The sequence below is a fragment of the Cyanobacteria bacterium FACHB-DQ100 genome, assembly GCA_014695195.1.
In the GTDB taxonomy this organism is placed as follows: domain Bacteria; phylum Cyanobacteriota; class Cyanobacteriia; order Leptolyngbyales; family Leptolyngbyaceae; genus Leptolyngbya.
In genome coordinates this window covers 86,268-108,273 of record JACJNW010000019.1, presented here as the reverse complement: position 1 = coordinate 108,273, position 22,006 = coordinate 86,268, and the positions used below count along the sequence as shown (strand labels likewise).

At 48.5% G+C, this 22,006-nt stretch carries 19 protein-coding genes; 10 read left to right on the top strand and 9 right to left on the bottom strand.

Annotation, left to right across the window (positions count from 1 at the left end; translation table 11 throughout):
- Window positions 1-105 precede the first annotated feature (105 nt).
- The 3 genes from H6F51_05420 (at window position 106) to H6F51_05410 (ending at window position 3,915) form a co-directional block, all read left to right on the top strand.
- Entirely contained in the window at window positions 106-1,029 is a 924-nt protein-coding gene (locus H6F51_05420) for a GAF domain-containing protein (protein MBD1821937.1), read from the top strand.
- A 220-nt stretch (window positions 1,030-1,249) separates the two neighbouring features.
- Window positions 1,250-2,026, top strand: coding sequence for a MinD/ParA family protein (locus tag H6F51_05415; protein ID MBD1821936.1), 777 nt, complete (start codon window positions 1,250-1,252; stop codon window positions 2,024-2,026).
- A 362-nt stretch (window positions 2,027-2,388) separates the two neighbouring features.
- The gene (locus tag H6F51_05410) at window positions 2,389-3,915 is read left to right on the top strand and encodes a ferredoxin:protochlorophyllide reductase (ATP-dependent) subunit B (protein ID MBD1821935.1); all 1,527 of its coding nucleotides are present in this window, start codon (window positions 2,389-2,391) and stop codon (window positions 3,913-3,915) included.
- Window positions 3,916-4,019: 104 nt separating this feature from the next.
- On the opposite strand, the gene H6F51_05405 is transcribed toward H6F51_05410, so the two are convergent.
- The gene (locus H6F51_05405; GenBank protein ID MBD1821934.1) at window positions 4,020-5,594 is read right to left on the bottom strand and encodes a peroxidase; all 1,575 of its coding nucleotides are present in this window, start codon (window positions 5,592-5,594) and stop codon (window positions 4,020-4,022) included.
- A gap of 572 nt (window positions 5,595-6,166) precedes the next feature.
- Here H6F51_05405 and H6F51_05400 point away from each other — a divergent pair.
- Window positions 6,167-6,517 carry a hypothetical protein gene (locus H6F51_05400; GenBank protein MBD1821933.1) on the top strand — a complete coding sequence of 117 codons (351 nt, stop codon included), beginning with the start codon at window positions 6,167-6,169 and terminating at the stop codon, window positions 6,515-6,517.
- Between the two features lie 441 nt (window positions 6,518-6,958).
- Window positions 6,959-7,249, top strand: coding sequence for an RNA-binding protein (locus H6F51_05395; GenBank protein ID MBD1821932.1), 291 nt, complete (start codon window positions 6,959-6,961; stop codon window positions 7,247-7,249).
- Between the two features lie 185 nt (window positions 7,250-7,434).
- Here H6F51_05395 and H6F51_05390 read toward each other — a convergent pair whose 3' ends face one another.
- Window positions 7,435-8,127, bottom strand: coding sequence for a response regulator (locus H6F51_05390; GenBank protein ID MBD1821931.1), 693 nt, complete (start codon window positions 8,125-8,127; stop codon window positions 7,435-7,437).
- 265 nt (window positions 8,128-8,392) lie between these two features.
- Window positions 8,393-9,481: a hypothetical protein gene (locus H6F51_05385; GenBank protein MBD1821930.1), complete on the bottom strand. Its 1,089-nt coding sequence runs from the start codon at window positions 9,479-9,481 to the stop codon at window positions 8,393-8,395.
- 164 nt (window positions 9,482-9,645) lie between these two features.
- Here H6F51_05385 and ggt point away from each other — a divergent pair, with 164 nt between their 5' ends.
- Window positions 9,646-11,343: a gamma-glutamyltransferase gene (ggt, locus tag H6F51_05380; GenBank protein ID MBD1821929.1), complete on the top strand. Its 1,698-nt coding sequence runs from the start codon at window positions 9,646-9,648 to the stop codon at window positions 11,341-11,343.
- 331 nt (window positions 11,344-11,674) lie between these two features.
- Here the strand turns inward: ggt and H6F51_05375 are convergent, their stop codons facing one another.
- A complete protein-coding gene (locus H6F51_05375; protein MBD1821928.1) occupies window positions 11,675-13,639 on the bottom strand; it encodes an FAD-dependent oxidoreductase in 1,965 nt (654 codons plus the stop codon).
- A gap of 152 nt (window positions 13,640-13,791) precedes the next feature.
- On the opposite strand from H6F51_05375, the gene H6F51_05370 reads away from it, so the two are divergent.
- The 3 genes from H6F51_05370 (at window position 13,792) to H6F51_05360 (ending at window position 17,142) form a co-directional block, all read left to right on the top strand.
- Window positions 13,792-14,628 (top strand): FecR domain-containing protein, encoded by an 837-nt coding sequence (locus H6F51_05370; GenBank protein MBD1821927.1) that lies wholly within the window; start codon window positions 13,792-13,794, stop codon window positions 14,626-14,628.
- The gene (locus H6F51_05365) at window positions 14,609-16,861 is read left to right on the top strand and encodes a CHASE2 domain-containing protein (GenBank protein ID MBD1821926.1); all 2,253 of its coding nucleotides are present in this window, start codon (window positions 14,609-14,611) and stop codon (window positions 16,859-16,861) included. The genes H6F51_05370 and H6F51_05365 overlap by 20 nt, the downstream gene beginning before the upstream one ends.
- 71 nt (window positions 16,862-16,932) lie before the next feature.
- Window positions 16,933-17,142 (top strand): hypothetical protein, encoded by a 210-nt coding sequence (locus tag H6F51_05360; protein ID MBD1821925.1) that lies wholly within the window; start codon window positions 16,933-16,935, stop codon window positions 17,140-17,142.
- Here the strand turns inward: H6F51_05360 and arfB are convergent.
- From arfB to H6F51_05335, 5 genes are all read right to left on the bottom strand, one after another.
- Window positions 17,139-17,558 carry an aminoacyl-tRNA hydrolase gene (gene arfB / locus H6F51_05355; GenBank protein ID MBD1821924.1) on the bottom strand — a complete coding sequence of 140 codons (420 nt, stop codon included), beginning with the start codon at window positions 17,556-17,558 and terminating at the stop codon, window positions 17,139-17,141. The two genes, H6F51_05360 and arfB, sit on opposite strands and share 4 nt — an antisense overlap.
- A 95-nt stretch (window positions 17,559-17,653) precedes the next feature.
- A complete protein-coding gene (locus H6F51_05350; GenBank protein MBD1821923.1) occupies window positions 17,654-18,154 on the bottom strand; it encodes a hypothetical protein in 501 nt (166 codons plus the stop codon).
- Window positions 18,155-18,474: 320 nt separating this feature from the next.
- The gene (locus H6F51_05345; GenBank protein ID MBD1821922.1) at window positions 18,475-19,800 is read right to left on the bottom strand and encodes an aspartate aminotransferase family protein; all 1,326 of its coding nucleotides are present in this window, start codon (window positions 19,798-19,800) and stop codon (window positions 18,475-18,477) included.
- Between the two features lie 131 nt (window positions 19,801-19,931).
- Complete coding sequence (locus H6F51_05340; GenBank protein MBD1821921.1) at window positions 19,932-20,450, bottom strand: hypothetical protein; 519 nt, start codon at window positions 20,448-20,450, stop codon at window positions 19,932-19,934.
- A gap of 292 nt (window positions 20,451-20,742) precedes the next feature.
- Window positions 20,743-21,519: a DUF554 domain-containing protein gene (locus tag H6F51_05335; GenBank protein MBD1821920.1), complete on the bottom strand. Its 777-nt coding sequence runs from the start codon at window positions 21,517-21,519 to the stop codon at window positions 20,743-20,745.
- A 246-nt stretch (window positions 21,520-21,765) separates the two neighbouring features.
- Between H6F51_05335 and H6F51_05330 the strand changes: the two genes are divergently transcribed.
- The gene (locus tag H6F51_05330; GenBank protein MBD1821919.1) at window positions 21,766-21,987 is read left to right on the top strand and encodes a hypothetical protein; all 222 of its coding nucleotides are present in this window, start codon (window positions 21,766-21,768) and stop codon (window positions 21,985-21,987) included.
- Window positions 21,988-22,006: the final 19 nt, after the last annotated feature.

Sequence of the window (22,006 nt, the reverse complement as noted above, 5' to 3'; positions counted from 1 at the left end):
CACTCCGAGAAGACCCAAACTTTCAAAAGATTACGAACAAAGAATTCTACTTCTGTGAGAAATGGGCATACTAACCTAACTCAGCCCCACAATGTAGCTCAGCAAATGGTACGAGTTAATTTAAAGCGTGTTCTCAAACAATCAGAAGCAACGATCGCGGCATTAATCAGTACGCTGAATCTGCCTGTACAAATTCAGGATGACTCTGGAAAACTATTGCAGGGAAAGCCAGATCCGGCTCAAACTGAGAAATATCCTATATTTGCAGGCGAAAGACTGCTTGGTTGGGTTATTGGCGCTCAAGATGCACAAATCATCGCGACTATTTTGACCGACTTTTGTAATCGAGAATTAGAACTCAAAACGTTAGCCGATGAAGTGTTAGACCAGTACCGTGAAATTAACTTGCTGTATAACCTGTCTGAAAAGCTCACAACAAGCTTAGACCTAACGATCGTCTGTCAAACCGTTCTCACCGAAGTCCGTAAATTAATTCCTGCCACGGCTGCTTCAATTTTGCTCACAGATTCAGCAAATAAAGCAATCAATCGCACTTTTAGCTTTGATCACGTCGACCAGTCTACGATCGAACGCTTCACCGCAACTGTTCTTACAACGGCAAAAGGCGAAATTGTCAACGAAGTTGCGATCGATGCAAGGTTCAATCCCTCTTCTACCGAATCGCAACTGATTCAAGCGCTCATCACCGTTCCGCTCAAAACCGAGCAAGGCGTAATTGGTGCAATGAATGTAATCCATCACCAAGCAATCCATTACACGGCTCAACACCTTAAATTGCTTTCTACTGTATCGTCTCAGGCAGTGCAAGCGATCGCAAATGCTCAATTTCATCAACAGCAAGTGCAACAAGCAAAAGCCCGCGAAGAAAAACTGACACAGCAATTACAGGAACTACGTTCTGAGGTCGATGCTGCAAAGCGATCGCGACAGGTCACAGAAATTACTGAAACTGAGTATTTCCAACAGCTACAGCAACGTGCAGGACAGCTACGAAGAAACCGTCGGTAAACTTTCGGAATGTAATCTATAGCGATTCTAAGTCAGTTGCAAAGTGGCGAGTGGGGTGTCATTCCCTTTTCAGTCCCCTACTCCCTACTCCTTTTAGCGTTCACGGCTCAAACAGGATCGCTATAGTTGAAACTTGATGAGCCAAGTTCTCCTGATAGTTTCATCGCGAGTTTTCCCATACTAATAGCAACCCACTTAGGCATATAAGGCATACAAAGTCATGTCTCAGATCATCTCCATTCATTCGTTTCGGGGCGGCACGGGCAAGTCTAACCTCACCGCGAACATTGCCACTGCTGTTGCCAGCCAAGGGAAGCGGGTTTGCATTGTTGATACCGATATTCAATCACCGGGGATTCACGTCATTTTCGGCTTAGACGAAGAGAAGATGACATACTCGCTAAACGATTACCTCTGGGGAAATTGCACCCTTGAGCAGACTGCTTATGATGTAACTAATCACCTGAAAGATGCAAGCGGAGAATCGGCTACGATCGCTGGCAAAATCTTTCTAGTTCCTTCCAGCTTAAAGGCAGGCGAAATTGCTAAGGTTCTGCGCGAAGGATTTGATGTTGGGCTTTTGAATGATGGGTTTCAGGAGCTTTTGGATCGGTTAAACCTGGATTTTCTATTCATCGACACACATCCTGGTCTGAACGAAGAAACGCTTCTGTCGATCGCAATTTCTGATGCAATGGTTGTGATCCTCCGTCCTGATCGCCAGGATTATCTAGGAACAGCAGTGACGCTAGAAGTTGCTCGCAAGCTAGATGTTCCCAATCTCATGCTGCTTGTGAATAAGATGCCCAAAGCCTTCGATCGCGAGACCATTCGACAACAAGTAGAAGCAAACTACGAAGCAATGGTAGCAGGACTATTTCAAGAAAACGAGGAAATATTACAGCTTGCTAGTAGTGGCGTGTTTTGTTTACAGTACCCAAACCATCCATTTACGCAAGAAGTTTATGCTGTAGCAGAAAAACTGATGATGTTCTAAAGACTGTTTAGAGCATGAAATGAGCTAGCCTTCATCCTGGTACGTTTTCCTTGGAGACTGATGCTATTTTAACCACCTTGAGTTCGGTAATCATGCTGTACAATCACCGAACTCAAGCCAAAGCCTGATCGGTTTTTCTACAAGATACTCAGTAGAGAAATGTGTCGATAGTCTAAGCAGTGTTAAGAATATCCTGAGTCTGATTTTGCTGTAAGCCTCGCTTGACGGGAGGTTAAGGCTGTTTTAAGCGAAATTCGATCGCGTAACACATCACAAAGCAAGTGCCAACGCATCCAGTTCCTTTGCGACAATGCTAAAGCAGTTCTTATACCCTTCACTGCACGATAAGGGAGACACCCGTTATGAAATTAGCTTACTGGATGTATGCAGGCCCCGCCCATATTGGCACACTCCGCATCGCCAGTTCCTTTAAAAACGTTCATGCCATCATGCACGCGCCGATCGGCGATGACTATTTTAATGTCATGCGATCGATGTTAGAACGCGAACGCGATTATACTCCAGTCACAACTAGCGTGGTCGATCGCAATGTTCTCGCCCGTGGATCGCAAGAAAAAGTTGTGGATAACATTACGCGCAAAGATGCCGAAGAACATCCCGATCTGATTGTCCTAACTCCCACTTGCACATCAAGTATTTTGCAGGAAGATTTGCAGAACTTTGTGGAGCGGGCACAACTTGAAGCCAAGGGCGATGTGATGTTGGCCGATGTGAATCACTATCGGGTGAATGAACTGCAAGCCGCCGATCGCACTCTGCAACAGATTGTGCAGTTCTATATTGCAAAAGCTCGTAAGAAAGGCGACTTGGTGACTGAGAAAACCGAAAAGCCTTCGGTGAATATCTTCGGACTCACCACGCTTGGTTTTCATCACAATCACGATGCAACGGAACTAAGGAAATTGATGGCGGACTTGGGAATTGAAGTGAATGCGATCGTACCTCAAGGTGCAAGCGTTCACGAACTCAAAACGCTTCCCCGTGCTTGGTTTAACCTGGCTCCGTATCGCGAGACAGGCTTGCTTACTGCTGAATATCTCAAGCAGGAATTTGGAACGCCCTACATCGACATTACCCCGATGGGAATTGTTGAAACGGCGCGTTGTATTCGCAAAATTCAGCAAGTGATCAATGAGCAAGGTGCAAATGTCAATTATGAGCCGTTCATTGATCAGCAAACGCGGTATGTGTCACAGGCAGCTTGGTTTTCTCGATCGATTGATTGTCAAAACCTCACAGGTAAAAAAGCGGTTGTCTTTGGAGATAGCACACACGCTGCTGCAATCACCAAAATTCTTGCGCGTGAGATGGGAATTCATGTATTGCTAGCGGGAACCTATTGCAAGTATGATGCGGAATGGTTTAGGGATCAAGTCGGTGAATACTGTGATGATGTTTTAGTTAGTGAAGATCACGCGCAGATTGCTGATGCGATCGCCCGTCTTGAACCTGCTGCAATCTTTGGAACCCAGATGGAGCGCCACGTCGGCAAACGGCTGGATATTCCCTGCGGTGTGATTGCGGCTCCGATTCACATTCAAAACTTTCCGGTTGGATACAAACCATTTGTGGGTTATGAAGGCAGCAATCAGATTGTGGATTTGATCTACAACTCGTTCACCCTGGGAATGGAAGATCACTTGCTCGAAATCTTTGGCGGTCACGATACGAAAGAAGTGATTACTAAATCGGTTTCGGCAGAATCAGATCTCAGTTGGAGCAAGGATGGACTCGCGGAATTGAATCGGATTCCGGGATTTGTGCGGGGTAAGGTGAAGCGCAATACTGAGAAGTTTGCCCGCGATCGTAACATTACCCAAATCACCGCTGAAGTGCTTTACGCCGCAAAAGAAGCGGTTGGCGCATAAACAGAAATTCCCGCGATCGTCGATGATGGGATTGGCGATCGCGGGAGTTCAATCATCCACTGCATTTGAATCGTTAGGCTGCGATGTCACTTCCAGGCAAGAAGTTACGCTACCCCAGCGAAGGTCAGTAGATCGGTCATCGTGAAATCGCCCGTGGTTCCGTCCCGTCGCGGCAGCGTCGGCTTCCAGCTCGGTGCCTTGAGGTATGACCCCGGTGTGTCTTCTAGCAGTCCGAAAAAAACCTCGGCGATGATCCGGCTTCCGACCTGCCCCAGCCGTTGCCCATCCTGCTGGAGCAAGGCTTCCTTCAACACGTAGTACCAGAGCGGTGTGCTGGTGTCGAACTCAAGCTCCTTCAGTTCCTGCAACTCGATCGCCGTCAGCGGGGTATAACCGAACGCCTTGGCGATGTCTTGTCCGGACGCGAGTCCATGCTGGAGGTGCCGCTCCAGGTTCCGCCCCGCAAGCGACACGCGGCGGTCACCCGGATCAACCAGTCCCGGACCAACTGGCAGGTCGAACATCGGCGAGGAGATAAACGGGTCAATCCGCTTGTTCTTCTTAACCTTGTCCCGGACAGTCCCTGTAGCCGGATCGATCTCCTTCGTCCCGAATTGAAAGAACGTGTCCCACTCAACGAAGCGGCGGGCAGCCCGGCGACCCCCCCGGAGGTCGTTCGGATCTCCCTCTCGAGGATCAACCCGGGCATCGAAGATGGGGGCTCCAAACCCGACATTCACCTTGTACCCAGGGCGAATCTGGCTGTGTCCGAACCGATAGGCAGCAACTTGGAACTCACGGGGAATCTTCTGTCGCAGAGGCCCTGTGTAGAACTTCGGCCCGTTGTTTCGGACATCGGCGAACACGGCTGGGTCGAGGGTCACGGCGAGGAACTGGTTGACGACGATCCACTGGTAGTGTCGGCAGACCTCCAGGCGGACTAACTCAAACAAATCTTCCGGTGTCTTCGATCGGTGCGATGGAACCAGGTAGTCGGTGACCTCGTTGTGAAACTTGAGGAACGCCAGGTGGAGCTGGGAGATGATGACGTTTTCGTCATTGCGCGGGTCGGCGATGATAGCCCGTTCCTGGCTCGTCCGTGGCAGGTCGCGGGGGGCATCGAAGTCGACGAAGAATTTGATCGGAGCCCCCCGGTCAAGTTCGGACGCACGATCATAAAGTAGCCGGTCTTCCCGTGGCCCGCGGCCATACACGCTATCCAGATCGAAGAAGCGCGATCGCAAGTTTGGGCTGGCCGTCTCCCCACACTTGATCGGCTTCGGGTCGAACGTCAGGTCATGGTCAATGAACTGTCCCAGGAAGGTGAACCCGACGGTCATATCCGGGTTCTCATTGTCGACGTTGCGTTCCGCCAAAGTCGGATCCGGGTGCGGCGTCTTTTCGTCGTTCGCGGCGAGCGGGTTGGTGACGGTGACACGAGGGTCATGGGCGTTCATCAGCCCCCCCTCCATCAGCCCCTCCTTCGTCCGCCTCCCCTTTGAGCCAAGTTCAACGACCCGCGAGATGTACGGCTCTTCACACCGCGCGAAGGGACGTAACTTCGGGAACAACTTGTTGAAGTCGTTCGGCACGTCTCGGATTGGGGGTGGCGCGACTCGATAGAGCGAGTCCTGGAACATCCGCACGTCTTGCAGGGGGCTACTCTCTCGCTTGCTCATTGTAATTAAATCCCTTTAAATGCAACTGTGAAATGCAAATGTGTAATTACGGCAGCCGGAAATGCAGCGTTTAGTACGAGGCGGTGTAGAATTTCTTTTACAAAGAAGTTTCTACTCATAATTCAGTTGTGGCGGAATAGCTTAAAAGTTGCAATTCTAGCTAAGCAGTTCTGGCTAAAATGCTTTGCCAGATGCAGAGTTTACAGTTAGTTAGAAGTTTTGAATTATTGCTAAATTATTAGCTATGAAACAAAGCTTTTCAACCATTTCTTACCTTTCTGTACATAAATCAGTAAAACTCAATCCAAACCTTGGCAGTTTGCAAAGAAGTTTTAATACTGAATTTTTCTAGCTTCAATATAAAGGCGCACGCGCACCTCTTCTGAAATATCAATCTAATGTTCAATATCAATCTAATGTTCTGCTTCACCCATCGCTAGTAATCTCTCGAACTCAACCAATAATGCTGATAAATGCTAATACAGTTGGTGTACAAAGCGAGTTGTTATGCGGCGACAATATAGTCAAAATAAGTGGCTATATTGTCGCTGATTCGTAGTGGAGGTTAGCTTATGTTTAGGCAACAGTTCTTGCGTTTGGATGGATTTACTAGAGCAGAACGACTTGGAATCACTGATCGTGTAAGTGAGGCGATTAATCAAGCAGGAGCCTGGATTACCGATTTCCACCTGTACTCAAATATTCTAATCTGTATTAACTTCCAGGTTCCGATCGCTAATTTGGACAAACTCTCTGCAAAGCTGAAGGAGACAGGGTTAGAGTTAAGCCAAGAGAGCCTGAAGCAGCTCATGCCTGTTCATGACTCGATGCTGAAAGAGCAAGAGCTAGTCGGGACATTGCAAATTACCTTTGTACACAACGAACCCGACTTGCTCCGAGATGTACCTGCTGTTCCAGGGTAAGGATTGGAGAAACTGTGTTCAAACAGCCAGACCGGCATTACCTCAGTAATATTTTTTGCGATTGGCTTATCAACCTTCTGTCTTGTAAAACAGAAAACTTTTAGGAACTTCCACACCTGTAAATTAAGCCGCATAACGACCCAGCCCACCGGACGTGAAAGCTATAACTATTGCATCTCAACCACCGCTTTGCGGCGTTCCGGTGCAGCGACTTGTTAGGCTACCCATCAACTATAAGTAAAAATACTTACTAAATAAATTTCGTTGATCTCATAACCTCAAAACACCCAGAAGCTTTTTAAACGTGCTAGACTGATTTCAGAGCATAGATATCGGTTAGCAACATTTGTTTCTAGTATTAACGAGTTTTCAAGTTTTTCCATTGACAGACTTCTCTCCGAAAATTTACTCTACACATCCTTTAATCTTTGGAGACAAGCTATGTCAATTTATGTAGGCAATCTATCCTATGACGTTACTGATGCCGATCTGACTTCTGTATTTGCAGAATATGGATCCGTAAAGCGAGTTCAGCTTCCCGTAGATCGTGAAACTGGTCGTATGCGCGGCTTTGGCTTTGTAGAAATGGGTGCAGATTCTGAAGAAGCGGTTGCCATTGAAGCACTAGACGGTGCGGAGTGGATGGGTCGCGATTTGAAGGTCAATAAAGCCAAGCCTCGTGAAGATCGTGGCGATCGCAGAAGCGGCAATAACTTCTCTCGTAGCTACTAAACATCGAAGCTGAGTTAGAACCAAGAAGGGTTCAAGCAGAAATGCTTGAACCCTTCTTGGTTCTAACTCAGCAATTTGGGGATGCTTAATTCATACCGCAAATCAGCCTAACGGTTCGGGTCAGCGGTTGCCAATACCTCTCATCTCACCCAAGCGGCTTCGGTCAACCCGTTGCACCGCAGTTGTTATACTGCGCGACCTAAGGTAGACAGCACCATTTCAAACAACTCATTTGCATTATTCGTACATCCGATAGCACCATGACGACGTGATTCTGCAACGTGTTCTGGATTCCTTGAACTGGCATAAATGATGAACGGAGTTTGATCGCCATTAGACCGTAGCTGGTCGAGGAGCGTATAGCCTGCACGGGAATCAGGAGGTCGTCCCATATCAGAGATGATAGCGTCAAATCTTTGTCGAGAAGTTTTCTTCAGGGCTTCCTCTGTCGATGTTGCCAGTACGAAATTAACACCCAAAGCCTCCAGTGCTTGACGTTCATAAATATTGTTGTTGGGGAGATCGTCAACCCACAAAACCGTTGACCTACGTGCACGTCTGATAAGGCGAGGTGTAACGACTTCAGAAGCAATATCTGCGGCTATTTTTGCTGCTTTCGCAGCACTCTCACGATTTGTATCTCCATCAGAACGAGACGCTGCTGCCGCCGCCAAAGCAGCAGAAACTTCAGCCTGTTTTCTCTTTAAAGAAGCCTCAAATCCAGCTCCTTTCAGGGATAACTCACCCAAACTTGAGAAGAAATCACGCAAGTCTCGACCAAATCGGATCAGAATGAACAGAAGCACTGCTGGCCAGATAAGGACGTTTAGCAGTTTCGTAACGGCATCAAGTAGCTTAACAACATCGTCAACACTCACTGTTCACCCAATTAGAATTTGAATAGAATTTGAAATTTACTCTAACATCAAACACCAACAGATAACTTTTAGGTACGCCCCCACCGAGGACTTAGCAATATAACGAGTGAGTTGAACTGCACTGAATCAATCAAGCAACACCAACTAAAGTTGGTTGTGCGGTTAACCTCACGACTATTATGCAATCCATTCTCTAGCTGAAGTGGCTTCGGGGGGTTGGTTTCTTAGGCTGCCTTTCACAAAATATTCGCAATCTAACGATCGTTCATTGCGGCTTGCGAATTTCTGCCGTCAGTCCGCGATTTTTTAATTCTTGGACTTTCTTTTGAGCAGCTTCTTCACTCAAGGTTGCTGCAAGCTGAATCTTACCGTCAGAGCGGACAAAGGCATCGGGTACCACTTGACGGGCGGTTGCTAAAGATTGATCTCCGGTAAATGGAATTTCAACTTTGTACTGCAAGCTTTCGGCTGCGGTAGGGGGAGAGGGATTCGGGGTCTTTGGAACAGTAACCGAAGGTAGCAGCATCGAAGAGCTTGTCACCGGAGCAGGAGACGGAGACGCAGCAGGAGCAACGATCGCGCTCGGTGCAGCAGGCGATACGGTCGGAGACGGGCTGGGAGAAGCCACGATCGCAGCAGGTGAAGGCTTCGTTCTGAGTGCTGTTAGTGTGTCGAGTCCCAAGTCGGAAAACTCATCGCGATCGAGGCGCGGAGAAGTCGGAAGGCTGTTGGATGCGGTTTCTTGGGGGGCTGATGTTTCTGTGGTTTCGGGCTGGGTTGTTTTTTGAGCAATGCCACTCAGAGCTGAGGGATTCATAATCACATAGCCCAACATGGCGCTAGAGAGAAGCAGCGTCAGCATCGAGCCAATCCCAAGCGGAGTCGATAAGCTTTGCAGAAATCCGCGCTCGACTTCAACTTTGGCTTCTTCGCGCTTGAGGCTTTTTAGCAATTGCTCAGACGATTCGAGGTAATCCTCGGCAGGCGCTTGCTCACCGGGATTGGCAATCTCAAAGAGGGCGGCACCTGCGGTTTCTGGCTCGTAGGGAATCATTGCGCTCTCGTCGGTGTCTGCTGCTGCAATCGATTGATCCGACATAGAAGAGGTACCGAGATCGAACGAAATCGCTTTTGGAGGAGCCTGAGGGAGGGCGGGCGCTTCAGTGTCGGTTGCTGCTGCGAGTTCGAGCGGTTTTTTCTGTGGTTGCTTTGGACGCAGAACGATCGGGGCAACACTTAAGCCTGCACGTTGCCGACGATAGCGCGTGAGTTCGTCTTCTAAGCGCAAATCTAGACAGCTTAATGCTTGCTGAAGTTTGGGGTTTAGGGGAGTTGCGGATCGACCGTGACGCATAAGGGTAGATTCCTCGATTGAAAGCCGTGATTCTTCGTTCGATGAAGCAAAATTTTGAAAATCTGAGATTTCAGTGTAATCGAGAGTGTTGCGATCGACGCAAAAATATTCAAGCGAATTCCTGTGTCAGAATTTTGCCAGTACCGCATTTCTTTACATCCCGCATGATGAAGCGCTTTTTCCTTTCTGGTTTGATTGCTATCAGTGTTGTGATTCCAGTGCCGATCGCCCGATCGCAGTCGGTTCCGCTCGATCGTACTCGTCAAGGCATGGTCGCATCCGCTCATCCTTTGGCTTCTCAAGTTGGGCTGGATATTCTCAAACGGGGAGGGAATGCGATCGATGCAGCAGTCGCGACAACGTTAGCAATTTCAGTGGTAGAGCCGTTTAGTGCGGGGATTGGGGGCGGTGGATTTCTGCTGTTTTATCAGGCGCGGAACAATGAGATGAAAGCGCTTGATTTTCGCGAACGTGCCCCGATTAAAGCAACCCAGAATTTGTATTTAGATGCTCAGGGGAAAGTGCGTCCGAACGCGAGTACGGATGGATACCTAGCTGTGGCGACACCGGGAACGATCGCGGGTCTTTATCAAGCGCACCAGAAGTATGGAAAATTGCCTTGGAAGACGGTGGTTGCGCCTGCGATCGTTCTGGCGGAATCTGGATTTGCGGTGAGTTATCGATTCACCCAAGCAACCGAATCGCGCAAACTTCAGAACGCGGAAGCCCGCAAGATTTTTACGCGCAATGGCAAGCCGTATCAACCGGGGGAAATTCTCAGACAGACGGAGTTAGCCGCGACTTTGAAGGCGATCGCTCAAGATCCGAATAGTTTTTATCAGGGCAAGATTGCGAGTGCGATCGTGCGGGATATGAGAGCCAATAAGGGATTGATGACGCTGGAAGATCTCAAGCAGTATCGCCCCATTTGGCGTGATCCCGTTTGCGGCAATTTCCGACAAGCGCGAGTCTGCTCGATGCCGCCGCCTTCTTCGGGTGGAGTGCATTTGCTTCAGATTCTCAATCTGATTAGCGATACTGATCTTAAATCGATGGGTTGGCGTAATCCTGATGCGTTGCATTTACTGATCGAATCAATGCGAATTGCTTACGCCGATCGTGCGACTTATCTCGGTGATCCGGATTTTGTCAAAGTTCCGGTTTCTGCGCTGATTAGTCCTGAATATGCCAAAATTCGCCGCCGAGAAATCGATCCGAAAAAGGCTGCAACTCAAATTAAACCAGGCGATCCAGCAGTTTTACAAAAGCTATCGCGAGAATCAACGGAAACGAGTCATTTAACAATCGTGGATCGCGATCGCAATGCCGTTAGCCTCACTTTTACAATCAATCTCGGATTTGGTGCGGGGATTGTCGCGAAAGGAACCGGAATTGTTTTAAACAATGAAATGGATGATTTTGCGATCGCACCAAATATCCCGAATGCGTTTGGCTTGGTTGGAGGTCAAGCGAACGCGATCGCACCCCGGAAAACCCCGCTTTCGAGCATGACTCCCACGATCGTCACCGAAAATGGAAAACTCAAAATGGCGGTCGGTGCGCCAGGTGGCAGTACGATTATCACAACCGTTCTGCAAACCATTCTCAATGTTCTGGTGTATGACATGGATGTGCGTCGAGCGATCGCAACCCCACGCATTCATCATCAATGGCAACCGGATCGATTAATGGTTGAGCAATGGGGACTTGATCCACTCACGATCGCAGAATTGCAACGTCGAGGACATCAAATTCAGCAACGCGGAAAATGGGGAAATGCAAACGCGATCGTGGTTCAGCCGGATGGGTCGATCGAGGGTGCGGCTGATCCGCGTGGAGAAGGCGTTGCAGCCGGATATTAAGTTCGCGTGAGTTCGACATAAGTTCTTGGCTGCGTTTGGAGCAGTGGGCAGCCCCCTAAATCCCCCACTCGTGGGGGACTTTGAAAGGTAGGAAACCTCCAAAACTTGGGGAATTGCTCTTTATCTAAGTCCCCCACGAGTGGGGGATTTAGGGGGCGAACGGACTCAAATCGAAGCGAAAAACTCATCGAACTAAAGAGAGATCGAGTTCCTCAAATTGCTCCCAACTTAAATCGTGAATGACTTTTGCGGCTCTCGGATGAGACGGTAGCAGCGACGTTGCCATTAAATCCTCAACTTTGGTTGAAAAAGCTATTCCGTATAAAGACTATTATTTCCAGTTCTGCCAATTTGTGTTCAAAATCGAAGTCCCTGGAAACGCAGTCGGATTATTGTTTGCATTTAAGCGCTGTTGCAATTTCTCTAAATTCGGGCTGGGATTCGGTAAATTCTCCACCAGTTGAAACGGTGCAATGCCAGTTTCCAGCGAAAAAGTAGCCGTGGTTCCCGCCGCCGCACCCGCAGACCATTCGATCGAATGCACCCGATAGGCTGCCGCCGCAATATGACTCATCGCAATGCTTTTCCCCGTAACCAGCAGATTGTCTAACTTTTGCGGAATCATCGATCGCAGTGGAATCTGAAATGGATAGGTTTCATCTGCACCCTGTCGCTCTCCCGGACGCTCTTGATTGCCTGGTTTTTCAGGCGGAGAAGTCACCATACAAGGGTGAAAATCAAGCGGATAATGTCCGATGCCGACACTATCTGGATAAATGTGCGATCGACCCAGGGTTTTCACAGTTTTCGGGTCAATGCGACCCCGAATCACGTCGATCGTCCGCAATCCCGCGATCGCGGTTGCGAGATTGCGAAACGTGCGATCGCCCAAATTCTGATAATACTCTTCGCTAAAGTTTTTTCGAGATGCCGTGACTTCATCGATCGTAAAACCTTCTGCATATCCGTAAGCCGGTCGTCCAATAATCCGGCGAGATTCACGCATATAGGGATATTTGGATAATCCGTGCGCGGTGCCCATTGGGGAATTGAATCCAGTCAGATAGCGCAAATTCGGAAAAGGCTTCTTGGTCGAGAGTTTCGCATCCGTTGTGCCCGAATGAAACCAGTGGAAAAAGCCGATCGCTTGTTCTTCCCCGCCGCGCAGTCCATCCACGCGCAACCCACCGAGCCAGCCATTCGGATTGAGTTGTCCAGAAGCTCGCAGTTGTTCCCGCGACAAAATGTAGTTATCCAGGCTTGTTCCAGGTGCGTAATCGTTGCCCCAATTCCAGTTCTGCATTGAAATATCACCGGGATTCACCGATCGACTTCCTGCGCCCGGAACCTGACTTTGAATGCGGCGGTAGGTGAACACCAATTCGGGTGTCTCTGCATAACGCTGGTCGTTGAAGCTGTAGGACTGTGAGTAGCGGGGGTAAAAATCAGGTGGTGTTGCAGGTTGTGGGGTTGCCGTTGCTTCCATTGCAAAGGTGTAGGTGTAGCCTTGCGGACAGTAAGGATAATCCGTTTCGCTCGACGACGAGGGATTAACATACGATCGTGCATCTAACCCTAAACGGTAAGGCACATCGGTTAAAGCAACGAGTTCGCCGGTTTCGGTCGCCTCGATCACATACCATTTTCCTGAAGCCGGGGGAACGAACTGAATGATTTTCTTTTGCAATAACGGCGAATCTTGCTCGGTATAGCTATCGACGATCGTTTGAGATAGGGGATAGGTATTTAGGGGTGCGGCATTGGGCGCGGGTCGGTGTTGAATCGCACGAATCGATTGAATTTGCGACCCAGTAGTTTCGATCGATTTTGCTACTGTATTTGGAAAGAAATAAAGCTTGCCTTTGCCTTCTTTTGCTGCTTCTCCTAACATCATTTGTAGAATTTCGTGTCCCTCTTTCGGCATAAAACACACGAGACTCACCCAACAAGCTCCCGGATTTCTGCTCCCATTTTGCGCTAAAATTTGCTGTCGAAATTCGGTGTAGCCGCGTGGAAAAAATAGCCGCGATCGCTGCGTTGCTCGTTCATCGAGTGCGGAGGTTCCTTGAGCCGAAACTTGCCCACCCATCCAGTCAGTAATCTCTGTCAGGCAAACGGTACGCCCTGCCTTTAATGCTTCGTAAGTTGCCGCGACTCCTGCGGTTCCAGCGCCCACGACGAGAATTTCACAGTTGACTTGTTGATCAACCGATCGAGGTGTTGCCGCCTCAACAAGCCGAGCCGAAAGTGGAAAAAATAGACTAAAGCCAATTCCAACTCTTAGAAAGAACTTCATCAGTACGCTGTCCTTGCATTACTTCTGTATCAATTTATTTAATTACGCCTGAGCAATTCGCTTAACAGAATAGAGCGGCTTGAAATGTTACAGACCTAAATATTCTAATGAAATAAAAGATGCATTAATTTAGAAGTATGCAAAAATTTCTCATGAGAGTGTCTATCCTATCTTGCGTTTTTCTAGCCTGCTGTATTCCAACTTTTGCCCTCGCACAAACTAGAGATTTGCGGGTTCGGGTTGATCGCTGGCTACTCGTTCAGCGAATGGTTGGCAGTGTAAATTACGATCGCCCCTCTGGATCAAGACCTGCGCGAGTAGGCGATCGACTTCAAGCGATCGGTGAGGGCATCACAACCGGAGTGAATTCGAGGGCTGATTTGCTGCTAGACACAGGAATTGGAGTCATCAACGTCTTAGAATCGACTCGCTTAAGGTTACAGCGATTGGATGTAGCACGGAATAACGGTAGGGTCACTCATCTCAATGTCACACGCGGACAAGTGCGCCTGAAGCTACGGCGATTTACAAGTCCTGGCACTGAATTAGAAATCCGAACGCCCGCCGGACTCAGTGGAGTACGCGGAACAGATTTTGGAGTCACAGTGCAGCCCGATGGCAAAACGGGGATTGCGACGCTGACGGGTGCAGTCGTGACAGCGGCTCGCGGGAGACAAGTTAGAGTGCCGGGTGGATATCAGAATCTAACCATTCCGGGGGAGCGTCCCTTGCCTGCGGTTCCGTTGCGAAACGACACGACATTAAGAACGCAATTGATCAGGCGAATCGATCGTGGAGTCCGCAAGGTTCAAATTGTCGGTCGTGTCGATCCAGTCAATATCGTCAGAATCAACGAAGTTCCCCAAATTCTCGATCGCAATGGTGCGTTTCGCAGTTCAGGGTTTTTAGTTGTCTCGTTTTTACGGGTTAAGGTGGAAGTAATCACTCCATTAGGCAAGTCTCAAACTTATGAACTGGCGCTTGAGTAGAGCTGGATGGCGCTTGCTTCCAGGTGCGATCGCTCTTGGTCTGGTGATGGGTTCGATCAATTTCGGGTGGATCAAGCCGCTTGAGCAAGTGGCGTATTCTGCCTTGTTTCGGTTACGGGGGGAGCGGCAATGGGACGATCGCCTAGTGCTGGTGACGATCGATGATGACAGCATTAAGCAACTCGGGCGATTTCCTTGGAAGAGAACGCAATATGTCAAATTAATTGATCGGTTGACCGCAGCCGATGCAGGTGTGATTGCGATCGACGTTTTGTTTTCTGAATTAACTCCGGAGGATGCTGCATTTGCAGCGGCGATCGCACGATCAAATCGAGTCGTTTTGACGCAAGCAGAGGGTAAAGGCGGTTTACCGTTGCTGCCGGTTCCGCAGCTTGAGGCAGCAACCGTGGCAAGTGGACATATTCGGATACAGTCAGACGAGGATGGAATTGCACGATCGATTGAGCCGCAGTTCCGTCAGGTTTGGGCATTTGGCATCGCAGCGACGCTGACTTATTCAATGCTGCGAGAGGCGATCGCGCTCCCTGATTTTAGTCAGCGCATTTGGCTGAACTGGGTAGGACAGGCTGATGCAGCGCCACAGTATTCATTTGCGCGGGTGATTCGCGGAGAAATTCCCGATTCGGCGTTTCGAGACAAACTTGTACTTGTGGGAGTGACGGCGACGGCGATCGATGCACATCCAACTCCGTTTGACCGCAATCCTGCTGCAAGCGGTGTGCATGTTCAAGCGACGCTGATCAATAACCTATTACAGAGCAATCTTTTAACTCCGATACAGCCCCCGTTCGTGCTGTTACTCTTGATCTCTGCGATCGGGAGTCTTAGTTTTAGTCTATTACTTAGCTATTGGCACACAGAAATTCAACTTGCGATCGCGACAGTTGCGGTAGCAGGTTGGGTTGGAACAAGTCTTGCATTGCTAAACGCAAACTATTTGCCTTCAATTCTTCCGCCAATTGGGTTGATTACGATAAGTACGATCGCGACGGTACTGATTGAGCGATCAAGAATTCACAGGAATTTAGAACAGCAGATCAAACAGATTCAGCAACGCTATCATATCGAATCGGAACCCCAGGATGCGGAAAACCTGGCTCAGTTTGCATCAATGCAAGAGTTAACGCGATTAACAACGCTAGTGGATCAGTTAGGACGATCACAAGCCACGCAAGCTACGATTGTACATTGTTTACCGATTGCTTTAGTGGCGTGTGATTTAGAGGGGCGAGTTTGGTTTTGTAATGCGATCGCTGCTTCGATGTTAAACATTCAAGCGGGTCGTTGCCTTGAACCGATTTTAGTTCCGAATTGGATTAATCCTGAACAATGGCAAGAAGTTCTGCAACATCCCCATCGAATTGCAACAGAGCAATTGCGACAAGAGCGCTGGTTTCGGCTTCAGATCGAACCGCTAGAAATTCGCGCTGATGGTATTTTGATGACGCTAGAAGATATCACTATTTACAAAACGATCGAACTTAATTTAGACGACCAGGTTGAAGAGTTACAGCAGCTTAGCGAACTGAAAGATGAATATCTAAGTACCGTTTCTCATGAATTGAGAGCGCCGCTGACCAACATGAAAATGGCATTACAGCTTTTTAGGATTGCGAAGACGGAATCACAGAGAGAGAAATACATTAAAATACTGAATGCCGAATGCGATCGCGAATCCGAATTAGTGAATACGTTACTCGATCTGCAACGTCTAGAGTCCGGACGACAATCGATTGACGTGACCCCGATCGATCTCGAAACTTGGCTGCCCGAACTGCTAGAACCATTTTTTCGTCGCACAGAATCGCGACAACAAACGCTTGAACTTGAGATCAGTCCAGCGCTTCCCGTCTTGCATAGCGATCGTGCAGCACTAGAGCGAATTCTGATAGAACTCATCAACAATGCTTGCAAATACACTCCACCAACGGAGCACATTATCGTGTTTGCAGACTGGATTGCGCCTCATGTGGAACTTAGCATCAAAAATTCGGGAGTTGAAATTCCTCCAGAAGCGCGATCGAGAATTTTTGAGCGCTTCTATCGGGTTCCTAACGCTGATCCCTGGAAACAAGGGGGTTCAGGACTAGGGCTTGCGCTGGTACAAAAATTAGTTGAATCGCTACAAGGCACGATCGGAGTCAGTAGCGATCAGGGCTGGACAAGATTCACGGTTCAACTTCCCATTCAACCTGGTAAAACCTATCAATAGCTAGAGAAGCTTAAAGATCCGATCACACTATGCTGAAGCGTTATTACTTACTTGTTCCTTACCGAGACAACATGGGAGTACCGCAGTCAGGATTCGTTATTTTTCTGGTGTTTGGCATCTTTTGCACGATCGCGGGGATCGCAGCAGGGGCTTATATTTTGAAGCCAAAGGATCAGCCGATCCAGTTTGATAAATGGGGATATGTGGTGATCATTCCGATCGTTGTTCCGATTGTCGCTGCGTTGTTGTTTGAAGTGCTGTCTTACTATCGAGTGTTCTAATCGCTGTTGGTCACTTTGCCTCTGAGCGCTTTGATGTGTCCTCGCTTAGTTTTGCTGTCGAGCCGCTTTTCCTGAGCACTGCGGCTTGGAATTGTAGGCTTCCGTTTTTTTGGTACGACGATCGCGCTCTTGATCAGGTCTTTTAACCGATTCAAAGCTTCTTCGCGATTTTGCTCTTGTGTACGCTGTGATTGCGCTTTAATCACCACAATGCCATCTTTGGTGATCCGATTGTCATTTCGCTCCAGAAGGCGAGTTTTGATCCGTTCTGGCAGCGAAGAAGCCGCAATATCAAACCGGAGATGAATTGCAGTTGCCACTTTATTCACATTTTGTCCGCCTGCACCTTGAGAACGAATCGCACTCAGTTCAATCTCCGAGTCGGGGATGGCGATCGTTTTAGAAATTTGCAGCATTGTTCCAGGAAGATACGCACTTCCATAGACTAACCAAATCGAATAAGACCTGCAAGAAAGCGCGATCGCGTGGGTTACGATCGCGCTTCATTCATCTATACGAGTTGACCCAGGAAAGCAGCTTTTTCTTCCGCACTGAGCGATCGTACCGAAGACAGCAATTCAGTTGCTTTCGGCGACACTTGAGCATTGGTCGGGATGCTGCTGCTAAATTCTTGACCGAGTTGATACCAGAATGCAATCCGAGAGTTTGCATCTAACGCTTCGTAGCGTGCGAGCGGCGGTTGAGTGCTACCGGGAAGCAGTTCTAACAGAGCTTTGCTCGGATGTGGATCGAGTGCAACGCCATCAAAATGATCAACCTTATTCGTCAAGAAATCTCCGAGCGTTTGGAGTTGTTCGTCTTGGCGCTGGGACTTAAGTTCGCTGATCAGCGTCGAAATTTCGTTGCTAGACGAGGTACTCAACGCGGAGGACGGGACTGATCCAGAGACTTCTTTGAATAGCGTTCCGAGGGCGACAAGTTGCTCCTCGATCGGCAGCTTTTGAAATTCTGAGACGGCTCGATCGGTATTGTTTGTATTAATCGAAGTCATAAAAGGAGTCTCCAAAGTGTTGTGAGGAATAAAGTTTCCAAAAAATTCGTTGTCTTACGAACCGTTTTAAGGTTATCTCCCTCACACAGAGCGATCCCCTATAAAAAGGGGGAGACTGAATTAAGTACGACTTGATTCAGTACAACTCGATGATTACTGGCTCATGCGCTTGCTACTAGGAGGATGCTTGAGCAGTCTTCGTCGTTGCCACATCCCGCCCTGAACTGAAAGTTGGGCTAATCGGCGCAAGTCCATTGGAAATGGACTCAGAACTCTAGACTTGCGCTCAGTCTACTTCTTAATCAAGCTCAATTCAAAATTCATGCTAGCCCCTTTAGCACACTCGCTAAACGCTCAACCATTTCATCAATGTGATGTTTTTCCAAAATTAACGGTGGCGATAACGCAATAATATCTCCGGTCGTTCTAATCAGTAATCCTTGCTCAAAACAATCAACCATTGCATTGTAAGCCCGGACTCCTGGCTGTCCCGGAATCGATGCAAGCTCAATGCCTGCCACTAAGCCCAAATTCCGCACATCAATTACATGCGGCAAGCCTTTCAGCGAGTGCATCGCCTCTTCCCAATAAGGCGATAAATCACGGGCACGATCGAACAAGCCTTCCTCTTCGTAAATATCCAGCGTTGCCATTGCTGCGGCACAAGCTAAGGGATGCCCTGAATAGGTGTATCCGTGGAAAAGCTCGATCGCGTTCTCCTGCCCGTGCATAAACGCATCATAGAGATACGATCGCGCAAACACCGCACCCATTGGAACTGCCGCATTGGTAATTCCTTTCGCGACACACATGAGATCTGGCATTACCCCAAAATATTCGGTTGCAAATCCCCGACCTAAGCGACCAAAGCCCGTGATCACTTCGTCAAAAATCAACAAAATGCCGTATTTATCGCAGATCGATCGCAGTTTCTCCAAATATCCCACAGGTGGAATTAACACACCCGTTGATCCCGCCACAGGCTCAACAATCACAGCCGCGATCGTCGAAGGATCATGCAAAGTGACGATGCGTTCTAGCTCATCGGCTAAATGCGCCCCCCAGGTGGGCTGTCCTCGACTAAAAGCGTTCTGCTCCAAATTGTGCGTATGCGGTAAATGATCCACTCCCGGCAACAAACTCCCGAAGAACTTGCGATTCGGTGCGATTCCTCCTACTGAAACGCCGCCAAATCCAACGCCGTGGTACCCGCGCTCTCGTCCGATCAATCGGGTTCGACTCGCCTCACCCCGCACCCGATGATACGCCAGCGCAATTTTTAACGCCGTATCGACTGCCTCTGATCCAGAATTCGCAAAGAAGATGTGATCTAAATCCCCTGGCAGCATCTTTGCTAAGCGATCGGCTAACGCAAACGGAGCCGGATGTCCCATTTGAAACGTTGGCGAAAAATCTAATGTCGCGGCTTGCTGATAAATTGCTTGCACAATGCGATCGCGACAATGTCCCGCATTCACACACCATAAACCTGCGGTTCCATCCAACACCGATCGACCGTCTACCGTCGTGTAGTGCATATCTTTGGCAGATGCCATCAGACGGGGCTTGGCTTTGAACTGTCGATTTGCAGTAAAAGGCATCCAGAACGCATCTAAGCTTTCTGGTAAGGAAATATCTAAGACCATTGCAAAGTTAGAATTGTGAATAGGCGTAACAAAACTTTCGCGAACAGCAATCGCTTATCGCAGTGATCGATGCGATCGACACTCAAATCAAGACTAGCGCGAATGCCGATCGGTAAAGCGAGTGTACCTCACTAGCTGTCGGACTTTTTCCGGCTGGTTCCAGTCTTGGTCGTTTTAGCGGTGCTTGCCTTGGACTTAGCAGCCGTTTTGGTCGATGCTTTTTCGGTCGTTTTATCGGCTTTAGCGGTCGATCGGGTGCGCTTAGGCTTTTCGTCTGATTCTTGTTCTGAAGACGCATTCTCTAGGGCATCCGAACCGTCTTGCAACGCTTCAGCACTCATGCTAATCGTGCGACGACGGCGACGAGTTTTTGCACCGCCTTCTTCTTTGCGGGCAGACGATAGATAGTATTTCAGCGTCGAGGGGCTAATTTCTACACCCTTCGAGGAGAGCATCTGCGAAACTTCGCTGTAGTTGTAGCCACGATCGAGCGCGATCGTAATTTGATCTTTGAGTAGGTGAATTGCTTCTCTCAGCGACCAGATTTCCTTCGGCTTTTCCGGTAATTCTTGGAGCGCGGTGGATGCGCTGCTGATCGAATCTTTCGAGACTAGCGTTGATGTCGGTGATCTTCTTTTCGTTACAACCATTGTGTTTCTCCTACTAAATAGACAGGAAGTTTGCTTTGTTTATGTATTCCCATTCTTGGGATTTGAAACAAAATCTTTCAGCCAGTTGAGCAATCCAGACAATGATCGCTCTATTGCTCATCTCGATCAACGATAGTGATGGTGATGCTGTTATCACTATCGTCGTTAATTATAGAGACATTTTTGAATTTGGTAGCAAATCTTAAAAAATTTGGATCAAACTTCAAACATATTAATCGTCAAGTCATCGGTGATGGATCTTTTATATAGGCGGACATATTACCGCTTCTGATTACGCCAACCGTTCGATGATTGCAGAGAACAACGGTGCAAGCAGCAATCCTGGCAAAAATGCAGCAACGCTCAACCGCGCAATTTCTAATAAGTTCAAACCCAGCCCAATCACCATTAATCCACCTACTCCCGAAGTTAACAACACGGCTGGAGCCGTGGTTGGATCGCTAAGCGATTGAGCGAGTAACCCGGCTGCGATCGACAGTCCACCTTGATAAACGGCGATCGGCAAAATCGAAAACACGACCCCAATTCCATAACTACTACTAAGCGCGATCGAGGCGAGTCCGTCCATTGCAGCTTTAATCGATAACAGCGTATTGTTTCCGGTTAAGCCGTTATTTAAGCTGCCAACGATCGTCATTGGCCCAACGCAAAACAGCAAACTTGCCGCTACCCATCCCTCAGTAAAACTGCCGCCCCCTTTCACCCTGCGTTTAATCTGATCGCCGATCATATGCAGCCTTGCTTCGAGTTGCCACCACTCGCCCAGCAGACCACCCAGAACGATCGCAAACAGCCCAATAATCACGCCATCGATCGCGCCGAGTTTGACTTTTAGCAAGCTCGATGCCATTGTGACACCCAAAAACAGCGTTAATAGCCCCAGCCCTTGAGTAATAATGCGCTGCATTCGAGCAGGCCAACTCCCTTGCAGCATCAGTCCTATTGCACTACCGACTAAAACCGTTGCGACATTGATCCAAGTGCCGCTGGTCTTGTCCCATAGGCTCAGCGATGCAAGATGGATTTCCCAAATTGAAGTGATCAGCATTAGCGGTAGCGTTTCCTCTGATGTAAATTGTGCGTGCAATCTCTGTATCGATCGTGCGATGTACTCATTTCGATCGCATCATATCAAACTGCGCTAATTCTTAGGGTGGAATGATTTCAAGTTGAGTTTTACCCAAACGGGGGAGTCATCTTTATCCTGATTCTCGTTATTCTGTCTGCAATTGGATTAGCGATTCATTGAAGCCTAGAGAGTGAATGCAAGCGTAGACAAAAGGAATTGGGAATTATGACCGCTGTAATGACGATGCCAAAGTTTAGTCCTGACCAATTTGTACGCTTCATTGGTGGGCAGGGAAAAGTGCGAGAGTTTCGTGCAGATGCTGGAAACTGGTCGTATTTGGTAGAAATGGAAATGGGCGAAGAACCGGAGATGGGCAGAATTGGCTTTGAGACGATGATTCTGCTGCCGGAAACAGATTTGAATGCGCTAGAGGGAGCGTGGAGCTAGAAGCGCGAAAAGTTTACTG

What these genes read in the sequence shown, in the direction of transcription:
- H6F51_05420 (MBD1821937.1), top strand. Translation starts at nt 106, where the DNA reads ATGGTACGAGTTAATTTAAAGCGTGTTCTCAAACAATCAGAAGCAACG.
- H6F51_05415 (MBD1821936.1), top strand. Translation starts at nt 1,250, where the DNA reads ATGTCTCAGATCATCTCCATTCATTCGTTTCGGGGCGGCACGGGCAAG.
- H6F51_05410 (MBD1821935.1), top strand. Translation starts at nt 2,389, where the DNA reads ATGAAATTAGCTTACTGGATGTATGCAGGCCCCGCCCATATTGGCACA.
- H6F51_05405 (MBD1821934.1), bottom strand. Translation starts at nt 5,594, where the DNA reads ATGAGCAAGCGAGAGAGTAGCCCCCTGCAAGACGTGCGGATGTTCCAG.
- H6F51_05400 (MBD1821933.1), top strand. Translation starts at nt 6,167, where the DNA reads ATGTTTAGGCAACAGTTCTTGCGTTTGGATGGATTTACTAGAGCAGAA.
- H6F51_05395 (MBD1821932.1), top strand. Translation starts at nt 6,959, where the DNA reads ATGTCAATTTATGTAGGCAATCTATCCTATGACGTTACTGATGCCGAT.
- H6F51_05385 (MBD1821930.1), bottom strand. Translation starts at nt 9,481, where the DNA reads ATGCGTCACGGTCGATCCGCAACTCCCCTAAACCCCAAACTTCAGCAA.
- ggt (MBD1821929.1), top strand. Translation starts at nt 9,646, where the DNA reads ATGATGAAGCGCTTTTTCCTTTCTGGTTTGATTGCTATCAGTGTTGTG.
- H6F51_05375 (MBD1821928.1), bottom strand. Translation starts at nt 13,639, where the DNA reads ATGAAGTTCTTTCTAAGAGTTGGAATTGGCTTTAGTCTATTTTTTCCA.
- H6F51_05370 (MBD1821927.1), top strand. Translation starts at nt 13,792, where the DNA reads ATGAGAGTGTCTATCCTATCTTGCGTTTTTCTAGCCTGCTGTATTCCA.
- H6F51_05365 (MBD1821926.1), top strand. Translation starts at nt 14,609, where the DNA reads ATGAACTGGCGCTTGAGTAGAGCTGGATGGCGCTTGCTTCCAGGTGCG.
- H6F51_05360 (MBD1821925.1), top strand. Translation starts at nt 16,933, where the DNA reads ATGGGAGTACCGCAGTCAGGATTCGTTATTTTTCTGGTGTTTGGCATC.
- arfB (MBD1821924.1), bottom strand. Translation starts at nt 17,558, where the DNA reads ATGCTGCAAATTTCTAAAACGATCGCCATCCCCGACTCGGAGATTGAA.
- H6F51_05350 (MBD1821923.1), bottom strand. Translation starts at nt 18,154, where the DNA reads ATGACTTCGATTAATACAAACAATACCGATCGAGCCGTCTCAGAATTT.
- H6F51_05345 (MBD1821922.1), bottom strand. Translation starts at nt 19,800, where the DNA reads ATGGTCTTAGATATTTCCTTACCAGAAAGCTTAGATGCGTTCTGGATG.
- H6F51_05340 (MBD1821921.1), bottom strand. Translation starts at nt 20,450, where the DNA reads ATGGTTGTAACGAAAAGAAGATCACCGACATCAACGCTAGTCTCGAAA.
- H6F51_05335 (MBD1821920.1), bottom strand. Translation starts at nt 21,519, where the DNA reads ATGCTGATCACTTCAATTTGGGAAATCCATCTTGCATCGCTGAGCCTA.
- H6F51_05330 (MBD1821919.1), top strand. Translation starts at nt 21,766, where the DNA reads ATGACCGCTGTAATGACGATGCCAAAGTTTAGTCCTGACCAATTTGTA.